The following is a 22,694-nucleotide window of genomic DNA, read 5'->3' as shown; positions in this document are numbered from 1 at the left end:
CACCTCTACAATATTTTCTTAGTCGATTACATTGTACTAAAGTGAGCTATATTTGGCTCTTTTTTTATTACACAATTATATGGACATATTCGATTTTTATACGCTAACAGGCTTGTTTTTTCACTCTTGCACGTTACGTTTTCTAAAGAACTTGTTATATTTGTCTTGCAGGTTATGCGTTAACGGGCTTGTTTTTTCGCTCGTGCACGTTATATTTTCTAACGAGCTTGTTCTATCCGTCTCGCACGTTAGAGCACTTCTTTCGCTATCTCATTCTCTTTTAATGTATATTTCTTGTATCGTTGCCCTTTAGATTCAAAGTATTTATTACAAATTCTACGAACTGTATATATATTTACCGCATTACACCACTCCATTGCTTCAGTTAAAGTAAATCCTTCTTCACCTTTAATAATTGCTAGTTCTCTAATATTAAAATAGTATAATTCATTTCTTTTGAAATCTTTATTACAACAAATACAAGTAGTAGTTTTCTTTCGCTTTTCGATAACCATTGTATTTAAGTTTTTACAGTTAGGGCATTTAATTCCTTTCTTAATTAAGCTGAAGTCAGGTTTTTCAATACTTTTAAATTGTTGAGAAAACCTTTTTTGTTTTTGAAGTATTTGATTTAATATCGCTTTATCTTTCGCTACTTGAAATGATTGAAAAAGTTTAGAGAATTTATAGAATTCTGATCTTAATAAGACTTGAGATTTATTTGGAATAGTAGATTGAGCCGTAAATGTGGGATTCGAAAAGATTAAATATTCTTGAATTGGGAGATTAATATTTATTTCATCGCATAATTTTTGGAGGTTGTTTTTCGCTATATTAAGCTGCTTAAACGGAAGTGGATAAGTGTTATTTGATGAACTTTGCATGTAAGAGTTGAAAAAATGGAAGTCTCCATAATAATGTTTAACTTCTAATATACTTATCTGGTTATTATGGACAATTAAAAAATCGACCTGAAATTTCTTATCGACTGTAAATTCTAGATTATGAGCATAAACGACATAATTAATATTTTCCAATGTTTTATTTACAATTAATTCGCCTTCTAATCCCATTAATTTATTTCGTGTCTCATAATCATTATCATACCTAGATTCTAAAGATTTTAAATATAGTGCTTCTGTATTATTATTCATCGCTCACTCCTTATGTCATTTTTTTACATTTATTATAATATCTCTTTTTATCGTTGTCTATCTTATCTTTTTACATAAAAAATGCCCTTAAAAATAGATAATTACTAATTTTTAAGGGCATAGATTAAGATTATGAAATAATATTTAACTTTATTCTTTAAAAAGAAAACACTAAATAAGCACAGCGAATATTGATTGTTATTCACTGTACTTATTCTATATTATTTTTAAATTATTTGATTGTTAAGCATTTGTCATATAGACCGTCTTCTTTTTTGATACGGTTTATTAATGTTTCTGCAATAACTGATGGTGTATCTGCTGTATCAACACCACATTCATTAAGTGTTTTGATTTTTTCTGATGCAGTACCTTTACCACCTGAAATGATTGCACCAGCGTGTCCCATACGTTTGCCTGGAGGGGCTGTTTGTCCTCCGATAAAGCCAACTACTGGTTTGTTCATATTAGCTTTAATCCATTCAGCTGCTTCTTCTTCCGCTGTTCCACCAATTTCACCAATCATTACAACAGCATATGTTTCATCGTCTTCATTGAAAGCTTTTAGCACGTCAATGAAGTCTGTTCCGTTTACTGGGTCTCCGCCAATACCAACTGCTGTTGTTTGACCGATACCAGCTTGTGTTAATTGATGTACTGCTTCGTAAGTTAATGTACCAGAACGTGATACAACACCTACATGACCTTTTTTATGGATGTAACCAGGCATAATACCTATTTTACATTCGTCAGCAGTGATAACGCCAGGACAGTTTGGTCCTACTAATCGTGTCTTCTTACCTTCTAAGTAACGTTTAACTTTGATCATATCTATAACTGGAATATGTTCAGTAATACAAATAGCTAAATCTAATTCTGCATCTGCACTTTCAATGATTGCATCTGCAGCAAATGGTGCTGGTACATAAATAACTGAAACTGTAGCACCTGTTTCTTCTACCGCTTCTTCTATAGTATTAAATACAGGTACACCTTCAACTACTTGGCCGCCTTTACCAGGTGTAACACCTGCAACGATTTGTGTACCGTAGTCTAACATTTGTTTTGTATGGAAAAGTGCTGTTGCACCAGTAATACCTTGTACTAACACTTTCGTATCTTTATCGATAAATACACTCACGTAACTCTCCGCCTTTCTCTTATCGTTCTTGAACTAATTTAACAATTTTTTGAGCACCGTCAGCCATGATAGATGCAGGTTCGATTGCTAAACCAGATTCTTTTAAGATTTTTTTACCTTGTTCTACATTAGTACCTTCAAGTCTAACTACTAAAGGCATATCTAATGAAACTTCTTTAACAGCAGCTACGATACCTTCCGCAATAACATCACATTTCATAATTCCACCGAAGATATTTACGAAAATACCTTGTACTTTAGAATCTCCTAATATGATTTTAAATGCTTCAGTAACTTTTTCTTTCGTAGCGCCGCCCCCCACGTCAAGGAAGTTAGCCGGATTGCCGCCGAAGTGATTAATTGTATCCATCGTAGCCATAGCTAAACCAGCTCCGTTTACCATACAACCAATATTTCCATCTAATGCAATATATGATAAATCATATTTAGATGCTTCGATTTCTTTTTCGTCTTCTTCTTCTAAGTCACGCATTTCAACGATATCTTTATGTCTGAATAAAGCGTTATCGTCAAAGTTCACTTTTGCATCAAGTGCTAAAACTTCACCGTCACCTGTTGTTACAAGTGGATTGATTTCAACAATTGAACAATCTTTTTCTACAAACACATTATATAAAGACATCATTAATTTTACAGCTTTATTAACTGATTCTTTTGGAATGTTAATATTGAAAGCTATTCTTCTTGCTTGATAAGGCATTAAACCAGTTACTGGATCAATTACTTCTTTGAAGATTTTTTCAGGAGTTGCAGCTGCAACTTCTTCAATTTCAGTTCCGCCTTCTTCAGATGCCATTAATGTAATACGATCAGTTGCTCTGTCGATTACAAAACCGATGTAGTATTCTTTTTGAATATCGCAACCTTCTTCAATTAAAAGTCGTTTTACTTCTTTACCTTCTGGGCCAGTTTGATGTGTTACAAGTACTTTGCCTAATAATTCTTTCGCATACTCGCGAACTTCATCAATAGACTTAGCAATTTTAACCCCACCAGCTTTACCACGCCCACCGGCATGGATTTGCGCTTTCACTACATATACATTTGAATCTAATTCTTTTGCTTTTTCTACTGCTTCAGTAGGTGAAAAAGCCACTGAACCATTAGGTACAGCTACGCCCATAGAGCGAAAAATCTCTTTACCTTGATACTCATGGATATTCATTCTCCATCCTCCTAATACATACATTAATGTTTGCTTACTATTCAATTATAGAAAATGTAAGCGTTATTGTAAACAAGGATGGTCTAATTTCAGGAATTGTTAGAATAATATTTCACTTTTGTCTTAATTGGTTCGAAAGATAACCGATGAATTGGTGTTATTCCATAGTTCTCTACACCTTCTAAATGAGCTTTTGTACCGTAACCTTTATTTTTATCAAATTCATATCCAGGATATTGGCTATTATAATCATTCATTAAACGATCACGATATTCCTTTGCAATTACACTTGCTGCAGCAATAGATACACTATTGGCATCCCCTTTTACTATAGAAGTTTGAGGTATATCAATATCTAATTGCATAGCATCAATTAGTAAATGATCTGGTTTCACATTTAATTGTTCAATAGCTCTTAACATCGCAACTTTTGTTGCTTGATAAATATTTAGTTCATCTATTTCTTCTACAGTTGCTATTCCTATGCCGACTGATAAAGCTTGTGCATGAATTTGTTGTTCGAATAATTCACGTTTCATTTGAGATAAAGCTTTAGAATCTGTTATACCGATATAATTGTGCCCTGGTTCCAATATCACCGCACTGGCAACAACTGGCCCAGCTAGTGGACCTCTTCCTACTTCATCAATACCACATATTAAAGCATCGCTACTATTCTCTAACAATTTGTTTTCATATTCGCTCATTCTTAAATATTGTGTTTCTAATTTTTGTAGCTGTTCTATCTGTTTTTGCTTTTTATTTAAAGCTGCTTGAACACCTTTTCTTAAATCGTCTTTATAAATTGAAGTTTCTACATCTTCAAAGCTTTTATATTCATTGATTTCAATAGATATTTCTTTAATTGTCTTTTGTTTCATAGAGACTATCCTTCATTTCTTCATATATATCAAAGCAATAATTACCGATTTTAGCATTTCTTAAATCTCTAATTAAAAGTTCTGTAACTGCTTCATAGTCTATTTCATTTCCTCTTTTCAGCATGCCTCTTCTTTTACCAATTTGGTCAAATAATTCTACAACATCATTTTCTTCTGTTAATTCTATTTGATAAAATTTTTGTAATTTTTCAGGGTCGTTTTCAATCAAGAAATTTAATCCATAAATTGCTACTTCATCTAAGTGCACTATGCTATCTTTAATTGCGCCAGTAAGACTCAATTTTTTACCAATTGCTTGATCTTCAAATCTTGGCCATAATATACCTGGTGTATCTAGCAATTCTAATTCTTTACCGACTTTTATCCATTGTTGCTTTTTTGTAACTCCTGGTGTGTTTCCTGTTTTAGCCATCGTTTTTTTGGCTAATTTATTAATGAGCGTTGATTTTCCTACGTTCGGAATACCAACAATCATCGCTCTGATTGCTCTAGGACGCAACCCTTTCCTACGTTCTCTATCGAATTTATCTTTAGTTGCAGCTTTTGCAGCTTTCATTAATTCATTTAAATGTTTACCGTGTTTTGAATCAATTTGAACAGGAAAGAACCCTTCATTTTTAAAGTATTGTGTCCATTTATCTGTTTCACTTTGTTTAGACATATCTTTTTTATTGAGTATTACAACTCTAGGTTTTTGGTTTATGATTTCATCAATCATTGGATTTCTTGACGAAAGTGGTATTCTAGCATCAACGAGTTCGAATACAACATCTACCATTTTTAATTGTTCAGTTACTTCTCTTCTAGCTTTGGCCATATGACCTGGAAACCATTGTATTGTCATTTATATTATCCTTTCTTATTCTAAACTATAGAAATGTGATATATTTACCATATCTATATAGGAGGTTTGTTATGTTAATTTCAATTGTAGTACCCGTTTTCAATGAGGATACTAATATCTCTATTTTACATGAAAAAGTTGCGAACGTCTTTGTTAATTTACCATATGACTTTGAACTTATTTTTATAAATGATGGTTCTACAGACAATTCATTAAATATGATGAAAACTTTAGCGAATTCTGATTCTAATGTTAAATACATTTCTTTCTCCAAGAACTTCGGTAAAGAGTCAGCAATGTTTTGCGGATTAGAACACGCAAATGGTGATGCAACAATTATTATGGATTCAGATATGCAACATCCTCCTGAATTGATACCTGAATTCATTAAATTATATGAAGAAGGCTATCATCAAGTTGTAGCTTCGAGAAATAGAGAAAATGAATCATTTTTAAAACGTATTCCAGCCAATGCTTTTTATAAACTTTCTAAGTATATTGTTGATGTTAAGTTTAAAAGTGGCGAAGGTGACTTTCGTTTAATTTCTAAAAATGTTTTACAAGCTATTTTAAATTTAACTGAATATAATAGATTTTCAAAAGGGATATTTGAATGGGTAGGCTTTTCTAAAACAACTATTACATTTAATCATAAAGATAGAAATCAAGGGAAATCTAAATTCTCTTTCTTTAAATTATTAGATTATGCAATGGATGGCGTAATTAGTTTTAATAATAAACCTTTAAGGATTTGTTTTTATTTTAGTGGAGTTACAATGGTGGTATGTTTATTGTACATTTTAATCACATTTATAAATATCGTGCTACACGGAATCGAAGAACCTGGTTACTTTACGATTATTTCCGCCATTTTATTCTTAGGTAGTTTACAATTATTCAGCCTTGGTGTTATAGGAGAATATATTGGTAGAATATATTATGAAACTAAAAATCGTCCAAAGTATATAATAGATCAAACGAATATGAAAAATAACAATATAGATGAATGAGTAACAGGTGACCTATATGATAAAACGATTTAAAAAATTCTTACATACTAAAAAATCTACAATTAAATTTATTCTTTTGCTTGGGCTATTAGCTATTTTAGGACATGGTTATGTCATATATAGATATTTTAAAGATGGCGTGATTTTCACTGGACCAAATGATGGTATTGAACAAATGTTACCTATACAAATGTTTTTATATGAACATTGGACAAAAGGCTCATTCTTCTACACAACAGATTTAGGTTTAGGTGGAGATATGTTAACTGATTTTGCTTACTATTTCTCTACTAATATCTTATTTATTATAAATGTCATTGTTATCTGGATTAGCTCATTCATATTTAATTTTGATACAGAGCGCATGCTTTTTTGGGCACAAAACGCTATTGTATTATCTATTATAAAATCTTTTTTAATTATGATATCAGTCTACTTTTACACTAAAAAAATCGGTTTAAATCGTTTAAGCTCTGTAGTATCAGCCTTTCTATTTGCTGTGTCACCTATATACTTTAGATTTACAGTATACTGGCCGTTTTTTAGTGATGTCTTTATTTTATTACCCTTACTTTTATTAAGTATAGAACGATTTTTAAAAAATAAAAAAATTGGAATGTTTATCTTAATTGTTGCTCTTACTTTTATTAATAATTTCTATTTTGCTTATTATCAAGTTTTAATAGGAATTTTATATTTTATTTATCGATTTACTTTTAAACATAAAGATGATGTAGTACTTAAATGGCAACAGTTCAAAGTATTTTTCATCGCAAGTTTACTAGGTTTTGGCTGTAGTATTATGATATTTTTCCATTCAGCAAGAGGCTTTATAGGCAATAATAGAGCGACTTATCAAGGTGAAATACCTTTATTATCTGATTTCACAAAACACGACAATATTTTTTACGATAACTATTTAATTGTCGTATTATTTTTAACTATTCAAGCTTTGTTAACTTTTAAACTTTATAAAAATTATTTCTACCGGATGTTTAGTATATTTACAATTCTATTCATTATTGCTAGCTTTATACCTTTTATAGATAGTGTATTTAACGGATTCTCAGCCCCTCAGAAAAGATGGCATTATTTACTTACTTTCTTCTCTAGTGGGCTTATAGCACAATATATATATTATTTTAAATCCTTATCCTTAAAAACATATATATTCAACTGTATTCCGAGCTTCATTGTTATATTATCTAGCTATTTGATCACTAAAGATTATGTTATTTGGATTTGGATGTTACCAGTATTATTCATTATTGGATTATTTGTGTTAATCATGAAATCGTACAAAACTTTAATAATGATTATTTATGTTTTTGGCGTTCTGTTACTATCATTTTTAGTATCCAAAGAACATAGTAAAAACCAAATCTATCATGAAGACCATGAAAGAAGAGCAAATACATTCTTTATTCAAGCGAGTACTTTTGATAGTGGATTACAACGTGCTCATATAGATGACATCAAGCAAAATACACAAAGTGATGAAAGAATTGCTTGGCGCGTTTTAGAACAAGACAATACACCTATGTACCAACAATTTAAAGGTATGAGTTTATATTCAAGTATTTTTGATGGTCATTTATATGATTATTTATTTTCCAAGGCTAAAATTAATTTAAAAAATGAATCTTTAAGCCGTTATAGTAATATGCAAAATAGATCTAATTTATATAGTTTATGGTCAACTAAATACCTTATGAAGAAAAGTTATGAAAAAGAATCACCTGCTAACTTTAAAGTTGTAAGTGATGACGGTAAATATCAAATATTAAAAAACAAAGAAATGTTACCTGCTGTTAAAGTTACTAATAAATATTATAATCAAAAACAACTTAAAACACCTTTAGATGAAGAACATGCGATGATAAATGGCGTTATTACTGATAGTCATAGTAGTGATTATTCACAAATTAAAAATGCACCTAATTTATTAAATCAAACGAATATTACAGAACGAAATTCAAAATATAAAAACAATATTTTAACTGTTCCTAAAAATGGTGATGGTTTAACAATTACACTTCCTAAAGAGATTGCTAAAAAATATAAAGATATGTATTTAATGCTACATCTTGAGAGAAAACCACCACAATCTAACTTCTCTATTCAAATCAATGATTATTCTAATAATCGCTTGTTTGAGGATTCAAAGTATAGAATGTTACAAGATGATTTATTATATAGGGTACCTGTTACTAGTGATGGTAAAATATTTATTGCTTTAACGAACGGAACATATAATCTAAAATTACAAGGATTGTATGGAGAAGATTACAAAACTTTAAAATCCGCAAACAAAAAGAAAAATTATTCTTATAAAGAAGAAAATGGCGCTATTGATATTGATTTAAATAATCACAGTGGTGGCATGGCAGTCATTAATATCCCTTATAGAAATGGTATGACTGCTACTGTAGATAATAAAGAAGTTCAAGTCGAGAAAGTGAATCATATTATGACTGGTGTAAACGTGTCTAAAAATAGTAAACATATTAAAATACAATATAAACCACCTTTCTTTAAAACTATGATTTTCGTATCCATTATTTCGATAATATTATCATGTTTATATACAAGAAAAGTGAATAAAAGTTAGTATCAAAAGCATACATATACAATTTAAAACTTGTTCATATGTATGCTTTTTCAAACTATAAAAGTTTGATGATACCATTATATGGGAATAATAAACTAATTATATATCACATAACAAAGAGGGACAAAATGAAAAAAATCATCTATTTAATATTCATTACATTATTTTGCGCGATAATTTTTTATATACCAACTATCTATAAATTTATGAATTATGATTATTTATATACAAGTATTGGTGATGGATTAAAACAAATGATACCTTTTCAAATATATCTCATACAACATGCTAAACTATTTACAATGTTTTATGATATTGATTTTGGATTAGGAGGAGACTACTTCTCTGATCTAAGTTATTATTACGCTACCTCACCATTTGCTTGGATAGGAATTGTATTCGTTCTAGCTTATCAATTTTTTTCACAATCACAGGACCTGCTAAATACTGTATTAACCAACCAAATTGTGATTGCTATCTTTAAATGTGCATGTATTATTTTTATTACATACTTATTATTATTAAAATATCATTTAAATAGAGTATTAGCCTTTGCAGGAAGTATTTTATACGCTTGGTCAACTGTGTATTATTACTTTACTTTTACATGGTCGTTTTTCAGTGATGTTATGTTTTATCTTCCTTTAGCATTATTAGGAATTGAGCGATTATTTACCCAAAAAAAACCTACAGTACTCATTATAGCTATTGCAATCACAATAACATCTAATTTTTATTTTACTTATTATCAATTTATCATTTTAGCATTCTATGTGTTATATAGAATTATATTTAAATATGAAAAAGACATCGTAAATATAAAGCAAAAATTCATCTATACAATCGTTTCAGTATTTATTGCCTTTTTAATTGGTAATTTTGGATTCGTTCAAGGTGTTTTCTCTTACTTAGAAAATGACCGAAGTATCATGAATAATAATGTTGATTTAATAATCCCATTTATAAAACAATATAATGTATTATATGGTGGATTTTATATTACTATTTCTTTCTTATCTGTTACTGCTTTATTTTTACGCCCTTTATATAAAAAGTATTATTTTAAGCTCTTTGCTATAGCTACAATCATATGTCTTATTGGCTCACTATCACCATATTTCGATTCATTTTTTAACGGGTTCTCAATGCCTCAAAGAAGATGGGTTTACGCTCTAGCGTTATCTACTGCTATTTTAACCGCTATGGTAGTACAACACATTAAATTAATAACGATCAAACAGTTTTTATTAGCGTCAATATTACCTATTACCGCTATTTTAGTAACAGCTATTTGGCAACAAACATTTTATTATTGGTTAATTTTTGTACCTATTTTATGCATTTTACTATTGTTTAAAATAACTTATAAACACCAATATATTAATATTCTTATTTGTATCGTTTTAATGGCGAGTCAATTTGCTTTAATTTATGACTATCAAAATAAAATACTTTCAAAATATACACCTAAGAAGGATTCCATTAAAGATTCTCATATATATACAGAGAAAACAGCTTCTAAAATTAATCATTTAAAAGAAAATAAAATAGATGATTTAAGAAGAATCGATATGTTGCGCCCAATCACAGTCAATTCACCTATGTACTATAACTTTAATAGCACAAAACTGTATAGCAGTATATACAATGCAGATATATTAAAGTTTTATGAAAAAGATTTATTTGTGAGTATGCCTAAAAATAGCAATAGTTATTATGCTGGTTTTTCAGAAAGAAGTAACTTAAACAGCTTGTTTAACGTCGATTACGTAATCAAGGATAAGAACGACTTACATTACCCTACTAACACTGAGAGAATTGATTCGTATAAGGATCAAGATAGAACTAATCGCATATATGAAAATACAAAAAAACTACCTAGTGCTCGAGTTATTAATAAAGTATTTAATGATAAAAATTTAAATACACCACTAGTTAAAGAACATGCTATGTTAAATGGAATGATTGATAATCATAAAGACTCAAAAGAACAAATTAAACAGCCAAAAGATTTAGTTGATTCGTCTAAAATTTCGTATAACAATGCAAAACTAGACAATAAAGAATTAACTGTTACAAAAGATGGCGGTGGTTTAACAATTAATCTACCTAAAGACACTTCAGAAAAATATAAAGATTTATATTTTATGATAGATGCTGAGATCAAGAAACCAAAAGACAAAAATTATTACATTAAAGTGAATGAACATAAAATTTTCAGGCATAAATTATCATATACTTATGTAAGACCGAGCCATACAACTACAGCAAATATAAGGGCTCAAAATACTGTGCATATCAAACTTAAAAAAGGCACTTATCATTTCGATTTAAAATCAATTCAAGGAGAAGATTATTCAACTTTAAAAAATGCTGTGAAGCAAAGTAAAAATCAAGATATTAAGTTTCACAAAAAAAATAATCACTACCAAATTGATATGAAACGATACCCTTCTGGTCATCTCGTCATGCCACTTGTCTATAGAGAAGGATTGAAAGCTACCGTTGATGGGAAACCTGTAGATATAAAGAAAGTAAATTATATTATGTCTAGTATTCCTGTTGAAAAAGGTCAAAAGAAAGTTATCATTACTTATCAACCGCCATTATTTAAAACGAGTATGGTCGCAATGTTTATAGGTGTCATACTATTAATTGTATTTCGTAAAACTATACGTAAAAAAGATTCTAAAATATAAATTTCTTTCTCAAAATTAAAAAACAAAACCGGCTAAGACAAAATGTCTCAGCCGGTTTTCTACTTAAAATAAAGGACAAATCCTTATATTTTAATTTATCTAATTTCTTTAATACGAGCAGCTTTACCACGTAAGCTACGTAAGTAGTAAAGTTTCGCACGACGTACTTTACCGCGACGTTTAACTTCGATCTTTTCGATTTTCGGAGTGTGTACTGGGAATGTACGTTCAACTCCAACACCGTAAGATAATTTACGAACTGTAAATGTTTCTGAAATTCCGCCACCACGACGTTTGATTACTACACCTTCGAATACTTGGATACGCTCACGGCTACCCTCAACGATACGTACGTGTACACGTAAAGTGTCACCTGCGCGGAATGTAGGAATATCCGTACGTAATTGGTCTTTAGTTACTGCTTCGATTAACTTATGATTACTCATTTATATTCTCTCCTTCTGACTATGTTCTTGCCCAATAATAAATTTAAAATACATTCAATGCTGGCAGCGGATCATAGTGATTTTGTGCTCACACACTTATAATACTATATCATAATGCTTATTTTCATTCAATCTATTTTTTATTGTTGTTTAGAATTTTTTTGTCTTTTTCAGTTAGTGGATATTGCTCTAATAAATCCGGTCTTCTTTCCAAAGTTCTTAATAGAGATTGTTCATGTCTCCACTTGTCGATGTTTGCATGATTCCCTGATAACAATACATCAGGAACTTTCATGCCTTGATAATCAGCCGGTCTTGTATATTGTGGGTGTTCAAGTAAACCAGATGAAAATGAATCATCTTCATGAGATACTTGATTTCCTAAAACTCCTGGTACTAATCTTACAATTGCGTCTGTCATTGTCATGCTCGCTAGCTCTCCGCCAGTCAATACATAGTCACCTATTGATATTTCATCTGTTACACAATGCGTTCTAATTCTTTCATCATATCCTTCATAATGACCGCATATAAACACAATGTGTTCACTTTCAGATAATGATTCAGCTTTTTCCTGTGTAAACGGTTCTCCTTGAGGGCACATTAAAATAACTCTTGTATCTGGTGTTTTATCTAAATCTTCCAAGGCGTTAAAGATTGGTTCTGGTTTCAATACCATACCTTGTCCGCCACCGTATGGATAATCATCTACTTGTGAATGTTTGTTATTTGCATAATCTCTAAAATTCACTGTATTAAATGATACGATATTTTTATCTTGAGCTCTTTTCATAATAGAATGATTAAGAACACCTTCGTACATTTCAGGGAATAAAGTTAAATAATCAATTTTCATTAGTCTAATAAACCTTCCATCGGTTCTATTCTGATTGATTTATTTTCAATGTCTATGTCTTTAACAACATCTTCAATATAAGGAATGAGATACTCTTTCTCTCCTTTAACCACCCACACATCATTTGCACCAGTTTCAAAAATTTCTGCTACTTCTCCAATTGCATCTTTTTCGACGAATACTGTACAACCGATTATATCTGAATAATAATATTCATTTTCATCTAATTCAATTGCATCATTTTCTTGCTCTTGAAAAATTTTAGAACCTTTTAAGTGCTCAATTTCGTTTATGTTTTGAACACCTTCAAACGTTAATAAATGAAAATTTTTATGCATTCTGTGAGATGCGATTACAAAAGTTTGTTCCTCTTTACTATGTTTAACTGTTACATGTTGACCAGGTTGAAATCTTTCATCAGTAAAATCTGATTCAGACATTACTTTGACTTCACCTTTGATTCCATGCGTATTTACGATTTTCCCAATTTCAACGTTCATCTAGCATTGCCTCCTAACTGTTGTTTCATCAACAATAAAAAAGAGCACCAAAGTAGGCACTCTTAATTAACCTCTACAAACACTTTCTTTCCATACTCGTTCATTGAACCAGACACAATTGTACGAATTGCTTTAATCATTCTGCCCTTCTTACCAATAATTCTGCCAATGTCCTCTTCATGAACGTCTATATTGAACGTAATGCTAGAATCTTGTTCATCTTTAGATATATTGATGTTCTCCGGATAATCTACGAGCGGTACTATAATTGTTTGTATTAATTTTTCCATTATAATATATCTTTACTTAGAAAGTTTAGAATTATGGTATTTTTCCATGATACCGTGTGTTGATAAGATATCACGAACTGTATCAGTTGGTTTTGCTCCATCTTTTAACCATTTTAAAGCTAATTCTTCATCAATTTTAACAATTGAACCTGATTTAGCAACTGGATCATAAGTACCGATTGGTTCGATAATACGACCATCACGTGGAGAACGTGCATCTGCTACTACTATACGATAAAATGGGTTTCTTTTTGAACCCTTGCGTGTTAAACGAATTTTAACTGCCATGTTTAAAAACTCCTTACTCATTTATAATTTCTTATCTACAAGTAAATACTATAACAGGATATAAAAAGTTTGTAAAGTGTTTTCTCTTTACCAATTTAAATTTGTCTAAAATTTGTTTATAAAAAGATGGATTTCTATCTAACCATACTCAAAATAATTCTCCTAATCCCTTATATATTTAATTAACGGATTAGGAGAATTTATTTATACTCGATTTTGAAAGTGAATGCTTGCCTGGGGTATGGCCCGAGCCTTTAGTCTCTCGCGCATACTATTCCCCTGGGCGTTATCACTTTACAAAATCGCGACAAGTACTTGTTAGTAACTTATTTTAAATTAAAATGGTAAATTCATTCCTTGGAATGGATTGCTACCTTTTTTGCCTTTTTTACCTTTTTTATTGCTACCAGTAAATTGTTTCATCATTTTTTTCATTTCGCCAAATTGTTTAATCAATCTATTCACTTCTTGTAATGAACGACCAGAACCTTTAGCGATACGACGTTTTCTAGAAACGTTCAGTATTTCTGGATTACTTCTTTCTTCTAATGTCATAGATCTAATAATAGCTTGAACATTATCTATTTGTTTAGGATCCATGTTTGCATTTTTCATACCCTTCATTTTATTAGCTCCAGGTATCATGTTCATTAAATCATCTAATGGACCTAAGTCTTTAACTTGCTCTAGCTGATCTAAGAAATCATCGAATGTAAACGCAGAAGTTCGCATTTTCTTTTCTAATTCTTTAGCTTTTGTTTCATCTACACCTTGTTGAGCTTTTTCGATTAAACTTAATACATCACCCATACCTAAGATTCTAGATGCCATACGTTCTGGATGGAATAATTCAAGTCCATCTAATTTTTCACTCATACCGATAAATTTAATAGGTTTTTCAGTTACAGAACGAATAGATAGCGCAGCACCACCACGTGTGTCTCCGTCTAATTTCGTTAATGTAACACCTGAAATATCTAAAGTTTCATCAAATGATTCTGCTACATTTACAGCATCTTGACCAGTCATTGCATCTACAACTAACATGATTTCATCAGGTGTAGAAACTTCTTTCACATCAACCAACTCATTCATTAATGCTTCATCAATATGAAGTCGTCCAGCTGTATCAATAATAACAAAATCCAAGTGTTCTTCTTTAGCATATTTTAATGCATTTTCCGTAATTTCTTTAGGACTTACTTGATCTCCTTCAGTATAGACAGGGACATCTATTTGTTTACCAACTGTTTGTAATTGTTGAATAGCAGCCGGTCTATAAATATCACATGCTACTAATAAAGGCTTTTTATTATAATTTTTTCTCATTAGCATAGCTAATTTACCAGCAGTTGTCGTTTTACCTGCACCTTGTAAACCAACCATCATCACCACTGTTGGTGGCTTAGTACTCATATTAATTTTGCTATTTTCTCCACCCATTAAAGCTGTTAATTCATCTTGAACAATTTTAATAACTTGTTGTCCAGGTGTTAAAGATTGCATAACATCTGCGCCAAGGGCACGTTCTGAAACAGTGTTAACAAATTTCTTTACGACTTTAAAGTTAACGTCTGCTTCTAATAATGCTAAACGTACTTCACGCATCATTGCTTTAATATCTTGTTCAGTTACCTTACCTTTACCTTTGATGCGTTGCATCGTGGCTTGAAGTCTCTCGGATAAACCTTCAAATGCCATAATTTCTCCTCCTATTCAAGAATCTCTAAGCGTTTTATAGCTTGCTTAATTTCTTGATTATCTGATGACAATCTTTTTAATTCTTGTATTATAGACTGTCTTTCTTTAAATTTTTTAAAGAGTTGCAATTTCGTTTCATATTCTTCTAACAACTCATCTGTCCGTTTTATATTATCATATACAGCTTGTCGACTCACTTGATAAGTCTCTGCAATTTCACTTAAAGCATAATCTTCCAAATAATATAGTTCTAAATAGTTGCGTTGCTTTTCAGTTAATAATCCTTGATAAAAATCAAACAGATAATTCATGCGCATTGTTTTGATTAAATCATTATTTTCTTTCATCTTCATCCACTTCTTCAGTTGTATTTTCAACACTTTCATTTGATTCAATCATATCAGCAAATAACCCATATACGTAACTTTCAGCATCAAATGGTTGTAAATCATCCATTTTTTCACCTAATCCTACAAATTTAACTGGAATTTGTAGTTCATTACGTATGGCTAATACAATACCACCTTTTGCTGTACCGTCAAGCTTAGTTAACACAATACCTGTTACTTGAGTTACTTCTTTAAATGATTTGGCTTGAGATAAAGCATTCTGACCTGTCGTTGCATCTAAAGCTAACAATACTTCGTGTGGTGCACCAGGAATATTACGATCTATAACTTTTCTTACTTTCTGTAATTCATTCATCAAGTTCGCTTTGTTTTGTAATCTTCCAGCTGTATCACAAATTAAAACATCCGCTCCACGACTTTTAGCAGCGTTAACTGCATCATACATTACCGCAGCTGGATCTGAGCCTTCTTTTTGACTGATGACTTCAACGCCAACTCTTTCTCCCCATACTTGTAATTGTTCAATTGCACCTGCACGGAAAGTGTCACCAGCCGCTAATATTACTTTTTTACCTTCTTGTTTATATCTATGCGCTAATTTACCGATTGTAGTCGTTTTTCCAACTCCATTAACACCGACCATCAATATAACGTTTAATCTGTCATCCTCAATGTCCATGCGGTCAATCTCTTGATCACCTTGAACATATATGTCTACGATTTTTTCTACAATTACTTCTCTAAGCTCTTCTGTTTCAGTAATGTTTTGACGTTTAGCTTCCATACGTAGCTCATCAACAAGTTCCATTACTGTATTAAATCCTACGTCTGCTTGAATTAACATTTCTTCTAACGCTTCAAAGAAATCTTCGTCGACTTTTCTGTAAACAGCTAACAAGTCATTTAATTTGTTTTGGAAATTCTCTCTAGATTTTTCTAGACCTTGCTTAAATTTAGCACCTAGTTGTTCTGATTCCCACTCTTCAAATTCATCTAAAGACATTAAACCATCATTAAGTTCTACCGCTTCAGGATTTTGTTTTTCATTTGATTCGGGAGGTAAATCTTCTATAGGTTGTTCCTCTTTAGTTTCAATTTCATCTTTTTTTACTTCATCGCTTGGTGCAAATTTATTTTTTAATCGTTTAAAAAAACTCATGACTGCAATGCCTCCAATTCTTCATCTTTAATTGATTTTAAGTTAACACTCACAAGTTTAGATATACCTGCCTCTTGCATCGTCACACCATATAAACTATCTGCGTATGACATTGTACCTTTTCTATGTGTAATAACAATAAATTGTGTATCTGCTTTTAGTTTATTCAAGTACTCAGCATATCTAATAACATTATGTTCATCAAGCGCTGCTTCAACTTCATCTAGTATAACAAATGGCGCTGTTCGTACTTTCAAAATAGCAAATAACAAGCTAATTGCTGATAGTGCACGTTCTCCACCGCTTAATAAAGATAAGTACTGTCTATTTTTGCCTGGTGGTTGTACAACAATTTCCACGCCTGAATCAAGTATATCTTTATCAGTCAATTGAAGTTCAGCTCTACCACCATTAAATAAAGTTTTAAATACGTTACCAAAATGTTGATTCACTTCATCAAATGTTTCTTTAAATCGTGTAGATACTTCACTATCCATTTCTAATATTACTTGTTCTAGTGTTTCTTTAGCTTCTAGTAAATCTGTTCTTTGATCACTTAAGAAAGTATATCTATCATTAACCTCTTTAAATTGCTCGATAGCATTCAAATTAACATGGCCTAATTCTTCGATAGACATTTTAGTGAGTTTGACTGTTTTACGTGCTTCTGAAATATCTTCGGGCATTTCATACATCGACTCAGCTTTTTCAAATGTAAGTTGATACGTCTCACTTAAGTGCGTCAACTGGTGTTCAATCATTATATCTATTTTCGAATGTTTACTTACCATATCTTGTAGACCTGTTTCTATTCCAGAAATACTTTGTCTTAATGTTTCTATGTCTTCCTCAAGTTTTTGAATTTCTTCTTGAATAGCTCTATACATATCTTGTTGTTCTGACATTTTTGTTTCTATTTCAAGTTTTGTATTAGTACTTTGTTCTATTTGTTTTTCAACTTCATCAAACTGACTAGTACCACTGTATTCATCCGAGTTAACTAATTCAATTTGATCTAAAATTTTTGTTAATGTATTTTCATTTTCATTTAAATCCTCAGTTAACCGTTTTTTATCTTGTACTTTCAGACGATTTCTCTCTTTTTCCACTGCGAGGTTTGATCGTTTTTCATTTAATAAATTTTGTATCGTTTTTTCACTATCTTTGTTATTAGATAACGATGCGTTTAATTGATTGATTTCTTCATCTATTGACTTAAGGCGTCCTTGAATTTCAACAAGTAATGATTGTTTTTCTTTTAAAGTTTCTTGCCCTTTTATGAAATTATAACCATCGTTCTTTTCAAACTCGAACGTTTCATTTTCATCTATTAAACGTTTTTCTTTTGCTAAAATAGAATCTAACTGCAATGTCACTTCGTGTTCACTTGCTCTAAGCTCCGTGCCTTTTTCTTGTGTTTCTGAAAGAGTTTTTTCTAATTGTTGAATTTCTTCTTTTAAATTTTTAACTTTTGATTCTACTTGTGTTGTCTGTTTCATAAAGTTATGGTATTTATCTTCAGTTGTCTTAAGTTCATCTTTTTGAGATAAGAGACTCGCTTTTTTCTCTTTACCTCCACCAGTCATCGCACCTCCAGGAGTAATAATATCTCCATCTAGTGTTACAATTCTATGTTTAAATTGAATTGTTCTAGCTAGCTCATTAGCAGTTTCTAAACTTTCCGCAATAATCGTACTACCTAATAAATGCTCTACTATATTGCGATACTGTTCATCAAACTGGACACCTTCTGATGCTACTGTAACAAATCCAGGACTGTTTTTAATTTGATTTACTACATTATCTGGTATAAATCTCTTTTTGATGACATTCATTGGTAAAAATGTTGCTCTACCTAACTTTTTATCTTTTAAATATTTAATCGCTAATCTTGCATCTTTCTCTTCTCGAACAATAATATGCTGTAATGAAGCTCCAAGCGCAATTTCAACTGCTGTAGTTAACTGCGTAGGCGTATCAATAATTTCAGCTACTGCCCCTTCTATGCCTTTTAAAGATTTTTCCTTTAGTACATGCTTTACACCAGAATAAAAACCAGAATAATCTTCTTGCATACTTTTAAGTGTATTAATACGTGTTTTCATTTGTTCAGTGTATCTATATGCTTGATAAAGTTTAGATTCAGACTCTTTATACTCTGTTTCTTTCTCTTTTAAAATCGCGTAATCAGATTTATATTTTTCCGTTGTTTCTTTCAAATCCGTTTCAATTTGTTCTAATTGTTTACTTACTGTTTCTTTCTCTTTCCAGACATTTTGTAAATGATCATATACTTCTTTTTGACGACCATCTAACCTTGATTGTTTTTCTTGATGAGTTGCTAATTTATCTTCTAAAAATCTAATATCATTATTTATATCAGATTGTTCTGTCATTAATTGATAATATTGATCTTTCAGTTCTTCAATACGTTCCTCGAAAGAACCTTCATTATTAGAAAGTTGGCTTTCAAGTTGATTAATCTCTTGAAGCATTACTTGTTGTTTTTCCTTAAATGAAGATAGTTCAACATCGATTTCTTTAATTTGATTAGTTATTTTATCAATACGAGATTCCGTAAGGTTTTTATCTTCTTCTAATCTTTCATTTGTAGCATCACTATTTTTTTGTCTTTCTTTTAAAACTTCTAATTGACCTGTGTAACGCTCTAATGATTCTGTCGCTTCTACTAAAGATTTATTAGATTCTTGTATTTTAAATGAAATTTGATCACGATTCTTTTTCTTATCATTCAACTTAAATGTTAATCCATCTAATTCAGAAGTCTTTTGATTTTTTTGTGCTTGGAAATGCTCTATATCAGTTTCTAATTGTTTAAAATCTTTATTTAAGCTTTGAATATCATAAACAGTAACTGTAATATCACTCTTTTTCATTTCTTCTTTCAAAGAAAGATATTCTTCAGCGATTGCTGCTTCTTCCCTTAAAGGTTCTACACGTGCTTCTAAATCGAATACTATATCTTCAACTCGGTTTAAATTTTGCTCTGTTTCTTCAAGTTTAGTAGTCGCTTCTTTTTTACGTTTTTTATATTTAAGTACACCAGCAGCTTCTTCAATTAAATAACGTCTATCGCTAGGTTTAGCATTTAATACTTCATCAACTTTCCCTTGAGATATAATGCTAAAAGCTTCTTTACCTAAACCAGAATCTAAAAATAAATCTAATATAGATTTCAATCGAGTTCTTTCATTATTAAGATAATACTCACTGTCACCATTACGATATAATCTTCTTTCAACTGTAATTGTGTCTTCATCTATATTAAGTTTTCTAGAATGATTGTCTAAAGTTAATTTCACTTCAGCATATTGACATTTTTTTCGTTCTTTAGATCCATTAAAAATAATATCTTCCATCTTCGATCCTCGAAGACTCTTGGCAGATTGTTCACCAAGCACCCATTTTATAGCGTCCGTTATATTACTTTTACCACTACCATTTGGGCCGACTATTGCAGTTACACCATTATCAAATTCAACATGTGTATTTTCTGCAAATGATTTAAATCCGTATGCATCTATCGACTTTAAATAAACCATAAATTACTCCTTAACGACTATTATTCAGCGCTTTTTTAGCTGCATTTTGTTCAGATTCTTTCTTCGTTCGACCTTCACCAATTTCTAAAGCTTCCCCATTTAATAACACCTCTGAGGTAAATAACTTGTGATGAGCTGGTCCACTTTCATCGAGTAGATGATAAGTAATGACACCTTTATTACGTCTATGCATGAACTCTTGAAGCTCAGTCTTATAATCTCTATTAGCGGTATAATTATCATCTATAACATGAGGGTAAACCACCTTATTTAAAAAGGTTTCTACACTTTCAATCCCCTTGTCCAAATACAATGCACCTACAAACGATTCAAAAGCATCAGCAATTAAAGACGGGCGTTCACGTCCGCCGGTCTTCTCTTCGCCTTTACCAAGAAGTAATAATTCGTTCATGTTCAAACTCATTGCAAATGTTACAAGTGATGGTTCACATACAATTGATGCGCGCAGTTTAGTTAACTTACCTTCAGGCAATAATGGAAATTTCTTATACAAAAACTGTGACACCGTCAATTCTAACACCGCATCTCCTAAAAATTCTAAACGTTCATTATGACTTAATTTATCCAGTTTAAAATCATTAATAAAACTAGAATGCGAAAAAGCTTGAATATAAATATCATAATTTTCAAATTCAATATCTAGATTAGACATAAACTGATCAAATTTAACTTTGAATTGCATTATGATTTGAGATTTGTTCTTAGACATTTGTTTCCTCCTAACATTATGTTTCCTATCTATTTTACGTTAAATATCATAAAAAAAAAAGAATATTATCATAAACTTATTTATCTAGACCACAATCGTAAACTATTGAGCAAAAATACATAAAAATACTCCTAATCTAAAAATTAATAAATAACAGATTAAGAGTATTTTAAGAAAAGCTTAACATTTATACCTTTAACATATTAATTGGGTCTAATAAACCACATTTCTGTTTCATAATTATGAGTAATACGTTGAGCTACTTCTGTCTTATCTTCACCGCCACCATACCAGTTTTGATCTAAGCTTTGGAATTGATTTAAATTACCATCAGCATTACCATTTGTAACAATAGCTGTATGGCCCGCTCCTGAGCCAAAATCTTCATTAAATACAACAATGTCACCTGGTTTAGCCACAAAAGATGGCGTGTTTTTATAAACAGTTGCCTCACCTGTAAAGTCATTTTCAGTAGGTATATCTTTAGCGTAGTCACCATGTAAACCATGACCATATAAATAATTCCAATAATAATTAACTAAATCGAAACATTGCCAACCATAATAGCCATCGAAGTCCCACCCTTTACCTTCTAATGAATTTATATAATCCATTGCAGCTGATGAAGACTTAGTTGCTTCTTCCTTAACTTTACTTGCTTTTTTATCATAATTTCTATGATCAACTTCAATATTCTGTATCTTAGGTGATTTATCTTTTGAGGTACCTTCCTTTGCATCAACTTGAGCATTCAAATTCAAAACTGCCAAACTCGTAAGTGCCATCGTTAATAAAAATTTTCTGTTACCTTTCATATATCCCCCTTATGATTTATGTATAGTAATTATTCCATATGGAATAATTACAACATTTTAACATAATAATAGATATGTGAATAGTTCATCATTTGTGTATGAGTGATTTAAAACTAACTATATCAGCATATAAAAAATCCCGTTAGGCATATACCTACGGGATTTTGTAAAGTGGATTATTTCTCTAATGATTCAATATATTTAACAGCGTCACCAACTGTGTTGATTTTTTCTGCTTCCTCATCAGGGATTTCCATATCAAATTCATCTTCTAATTCCATTACTAATTCAGCAATATCTAGAGAATCAGCACCTAAATCATCTTTAAATGAAGCTTCAGGTGTTACTTTTTCAGCGTCTACTCCTAGACGATCTACAATAATGTCTTTTACTTTATCGAAACTTGCCATTCCATTCACCTCCTTTAAATAATTTAAAACTTTTATATT

Annotated in this window: 20 protein-coding genes; 3 read left to right on the top strand and 17 right to left on the bottom strand. The window is 30.9% G+C overall.

Going from position 1 to position 22,694, the window contains the following annotated elements; translation table 11 throughout:
• Positions 1-248 precede the first annotated feature (248 nt).
• The 5 genes from LQ615_RS08105 to ylqF all read right to left on the bottom strand — a co-directional run bounded on the left by LQ615_RS08105 (position 249) and on the right by ylqF (position 5,227).
• Positions 249-1,154, bottom strand: a complete 906-nt coding sequence (locus tag LQ615_RS08105) for a nuclease-related domain-containing protein (protein ID WP_135020938.1) — start codon at positions 1,152-1,154, stop codon at positions 249-251.
• Between the two features lie 232 nt (positions 1,155-1,386).
• Positions 1,387-2,295, bottom strand: coding sequence for a succinate--CoA ligase subunit alpha (gene sucD / locus LQ615_RS08100; RefSeq protein ID WP_017000096.1), 909 nt, complete (start codon positions 2,293-2,295; stop codon positions 1,387-1,389).
• Positions 2,296-2,314: 19 nt separating this feature from the next.
• Positions 2,315-3,481 (bottom strand): ADP-forming succinate--CoA ligase subunit beta, encoded by a 1,167-nt coding sequence (gene sucC / locus LQ615_RS08095; RefSeq protein WP_017000097.1) that lies wholly within the window; start codon positions 3,479-3,481, stop codon positions 2,315-2,317.
• Between the two features lie 89 nt (positions 3,482-3,570).
• A complete protein-coding gene (locus LQ615_RS08090) occupies positions 3,571-4,362 on the bottom strand; it encodes a ribonuclease HII (protein WP_017000098.1) in 792 nt (263 codons plus the stop codon).
• Positions 4,343-5,227: a ribosome biogenesis GTPase YlqF gene (gene ylqF, locus LQ615_RS08085; RefSeq protein ID WP_017000099.1), complete on the bottom strand. Its 885-nt coding sequence runs from the start codon at positions 5,225-5,227 to the stop codon at positions 4,343-4,345. The genes LQ615_RS08090 and ylqF overlap by 20 nt, the downstream gene beginning before the upstream one ends.
• Before the next feature lie 71 nt (positions 5,228-5,298).
• Here ylqF and LQ615_RS08080 point away from each other — a divergent pair, with 71 nt between their 5' ends.
• The 3 genes from LQ615_RS08080 (at position 5,299) to LQ615_RS08070 (ending at position 11,547) form a co-directional block, all read left to right on the top strand.
• Positions 5,299-6,237 carry a glycosyltransferase family 2 protein gene (locus LQ615_RS08080; RefSeq protein WP_017000100.1) on the top strand — a complete coding sequence of 313 codons (939 nt, stop codon included), beginning with the start codon at positions 5,299-5,301 and terminating at the stop codon, positions 6,235-6,237.
• Positions 6,238-6,253: 16 nt separating this feature from the next.
• Positions 6,254-8,848, top strand: coding sequence for a YfhO family protein (locus LQ615_RS08075; RefSeq protein WP_239703854.1), 2,595 nt, complete (start codon positions 6,254-6,256; stop codon positions 8,846-8,848).
• A 128-nt stretch (positions 8,849-8,976) separates the two neighbouring features.
• Positions 8,977-11,547: a YfhO family protein gene (locus LQ615_RS08070; RefSeq protein ID WP_239703855.1), complete on the top strand. Its 2,571-nt coding sequence runs from the start codon at positions 8,977-8,979 to the stop codon at positions 11,545-11,547.
• 95 nt (positions 11,548-11,642) lie between these two features.
• Here LQ615_RS08070 and rplS read toward each other — a convergent pair whose 3' ends face one another.
• The 12 genes from rplS to LQ615_RS08010 form a co-directional block, all read right to left on the bottom strand.
• Positions 11,643-11,993 (bottom strand): 50S ribosomal protein L19, encoded by a 351-nt coding sequence (rplS, locus tag LQ615_RS08065; protein WP_064204040.1) that lies wholly within the window; start codon positions 11,991-11,993, stop codon positions 11,643-11,645.
• 133 nt (positions 11,994-12,126) lie between these two features.
• A complete protein-coding gene (gene trmD / locus LQ615_RS08060; RefSeq protein WP_017000104.1) occupies positions 12,127-12,849 on the bottom strand; it encodes a tRNA (guanosine(37)-N1)-methyltransferase TrmD in 723 nt (240 codons plus the stop codon).
• Positions 12,849-13,349, bottom strand: a complete 501-nt coding sequence (gene rimM / locus LQ615_RS08055) for a ribosome maturation factor RimM (protein ID WP_017000105.1) — start codon at positions 13,347-13,349, stop codon at positions 12,849-12,851. The genes trmD and rimM overlap by 1 nt, the downstream gene beginning before the upstream one ends.
• 62 nt (positions 13,350-13,411) lie before the next feature.
• Positions 13,412-13,639 carry a KH domain-containing protein gene (locus tag LQ615_RS08050; protein ID WP_016910740.1) on the bottom strand — a complete coding sequence of 76 codons (228 nt, stop codon included), beginning with the start codon at positions 13,637-13,639 and terminating at the stop codon, positions 13,412-13,414.
• Positions 13,640-13,651: 12 nt separating this feature from the next.
• On the bottom strand, positions 13,652-13,927 hold the full coding sequence (gene rpsP, locus LQ615_RS08045; RefSeq protein ID WP_064211533.1) for a 30S ribosomal protein S16: 276 nt from the start codon (positions 13,925-13,927) through the stop codon (positions 13,652-13,654).
• Between the two features lie 336 nt (positions 13,928-14,263).
• Positions 14,264-15,628, bottom strand: a complete 1,365-nt coding sequence (ffh, locus tag LQ615_RS08040) for a signal recognition particle protein (protein ID WP_064204043.1) — start codon at positions 15,626-15,628, stop codon at positions 14,264-14,266.
• Positions 15,629-15,639: 11 nt separating this feature from the next.
• Complete coding sequence (locus LQ615_RS08035) at positions 15,640-15,975, bottom strand: putative DNA-binding protein (RefSeq protein WP_017000108.1); 336 nt, start codon at positions 15,973-15,975, stop codon at positions 15,640-15,642.
• Positions 15,962-17,137, bottom strand: coding sequence for a signal recognition particle-docking protein FtsY (gene ftsY, locus LQ615_RS08030; RefSeq protein WP_064211534.1), 1,176 nt, complete (start codon positions 17,135-17,137; stop codon positions 15,962-15,964). The genes LQ615_RS08035 and ftsY overlap by 14 nt, the downstream gene beginning before the upstream one ends.
• Complete coding sequence (smc, locus tag LQ615_RS08025) at positions 17,134-20,700, bottom strand: chromosome segregation protein SMC (protein ID WP_135020934.1); 3,567 nt, start codon at positions 20,698-20,700, stop codon at positions 17,134-17,136. The genes ftsY and smc overlap by 4 nt, the downstream gene beginning before the upstream one ends.
• Before the next feature lie 10 nt (positions 20,701-20,710).
• Positions 20,711-21,430: a ribonuclease III gene (gene rnc, locus LQ615_RS08020; RefSeq protein WP_017000111.1), complete on the bottom strand. Its 720-nt coding sequence runs from the start codon at positions 21,428-21,430 to the stop codon at positions 20,711-20,713.
• A 203-nt stretch (positions 21,431-21,633) separates the two neighbouring features.
• Positions 21,634-22,245, bottom strand: a complete 612-nt coding sequence (locus LQ615_RS08015; protein ID WP_017000112.1) for a CHAP domain-containing protein — start codon at positions 22,243-22,245, stop codon at positions 21,634-21,636.
• A 176-nt stretch (positions 22,246-22,421) separates the two neighbouring features.
• The gene (locus tag LQ615_RS08010) at positions 22,422-22,655 is read right to left on the bottom strand and encodes an acyl carrier protein (RefSeq protein WP_017000113.1); all 234 of its coding nucleotides are present in this window, start codon (positions 22,653-22,655) and stop codon (positions 22,422-22,424) included.
• Positions 22,656-22,694 lie beyond the last annotated feature (39 nt).

The sequence above is a fragment of the Mammaliicoccus sp. C-M13 genome, from assembly GCF_022386845.1.
In the GTDB taxonomy this organism is placed as follows: domain Bacteria; phylum Bacillota; class Bacilli; order Staphylococcales; family Staphylococcaceae; genus Mammaliicoccus; species Mammaliicoccus lentus.
Note: the sequence above shows the minus strand (reverse complement) of the source record. Positions and strands in the feature narration are given on the sequence as shown.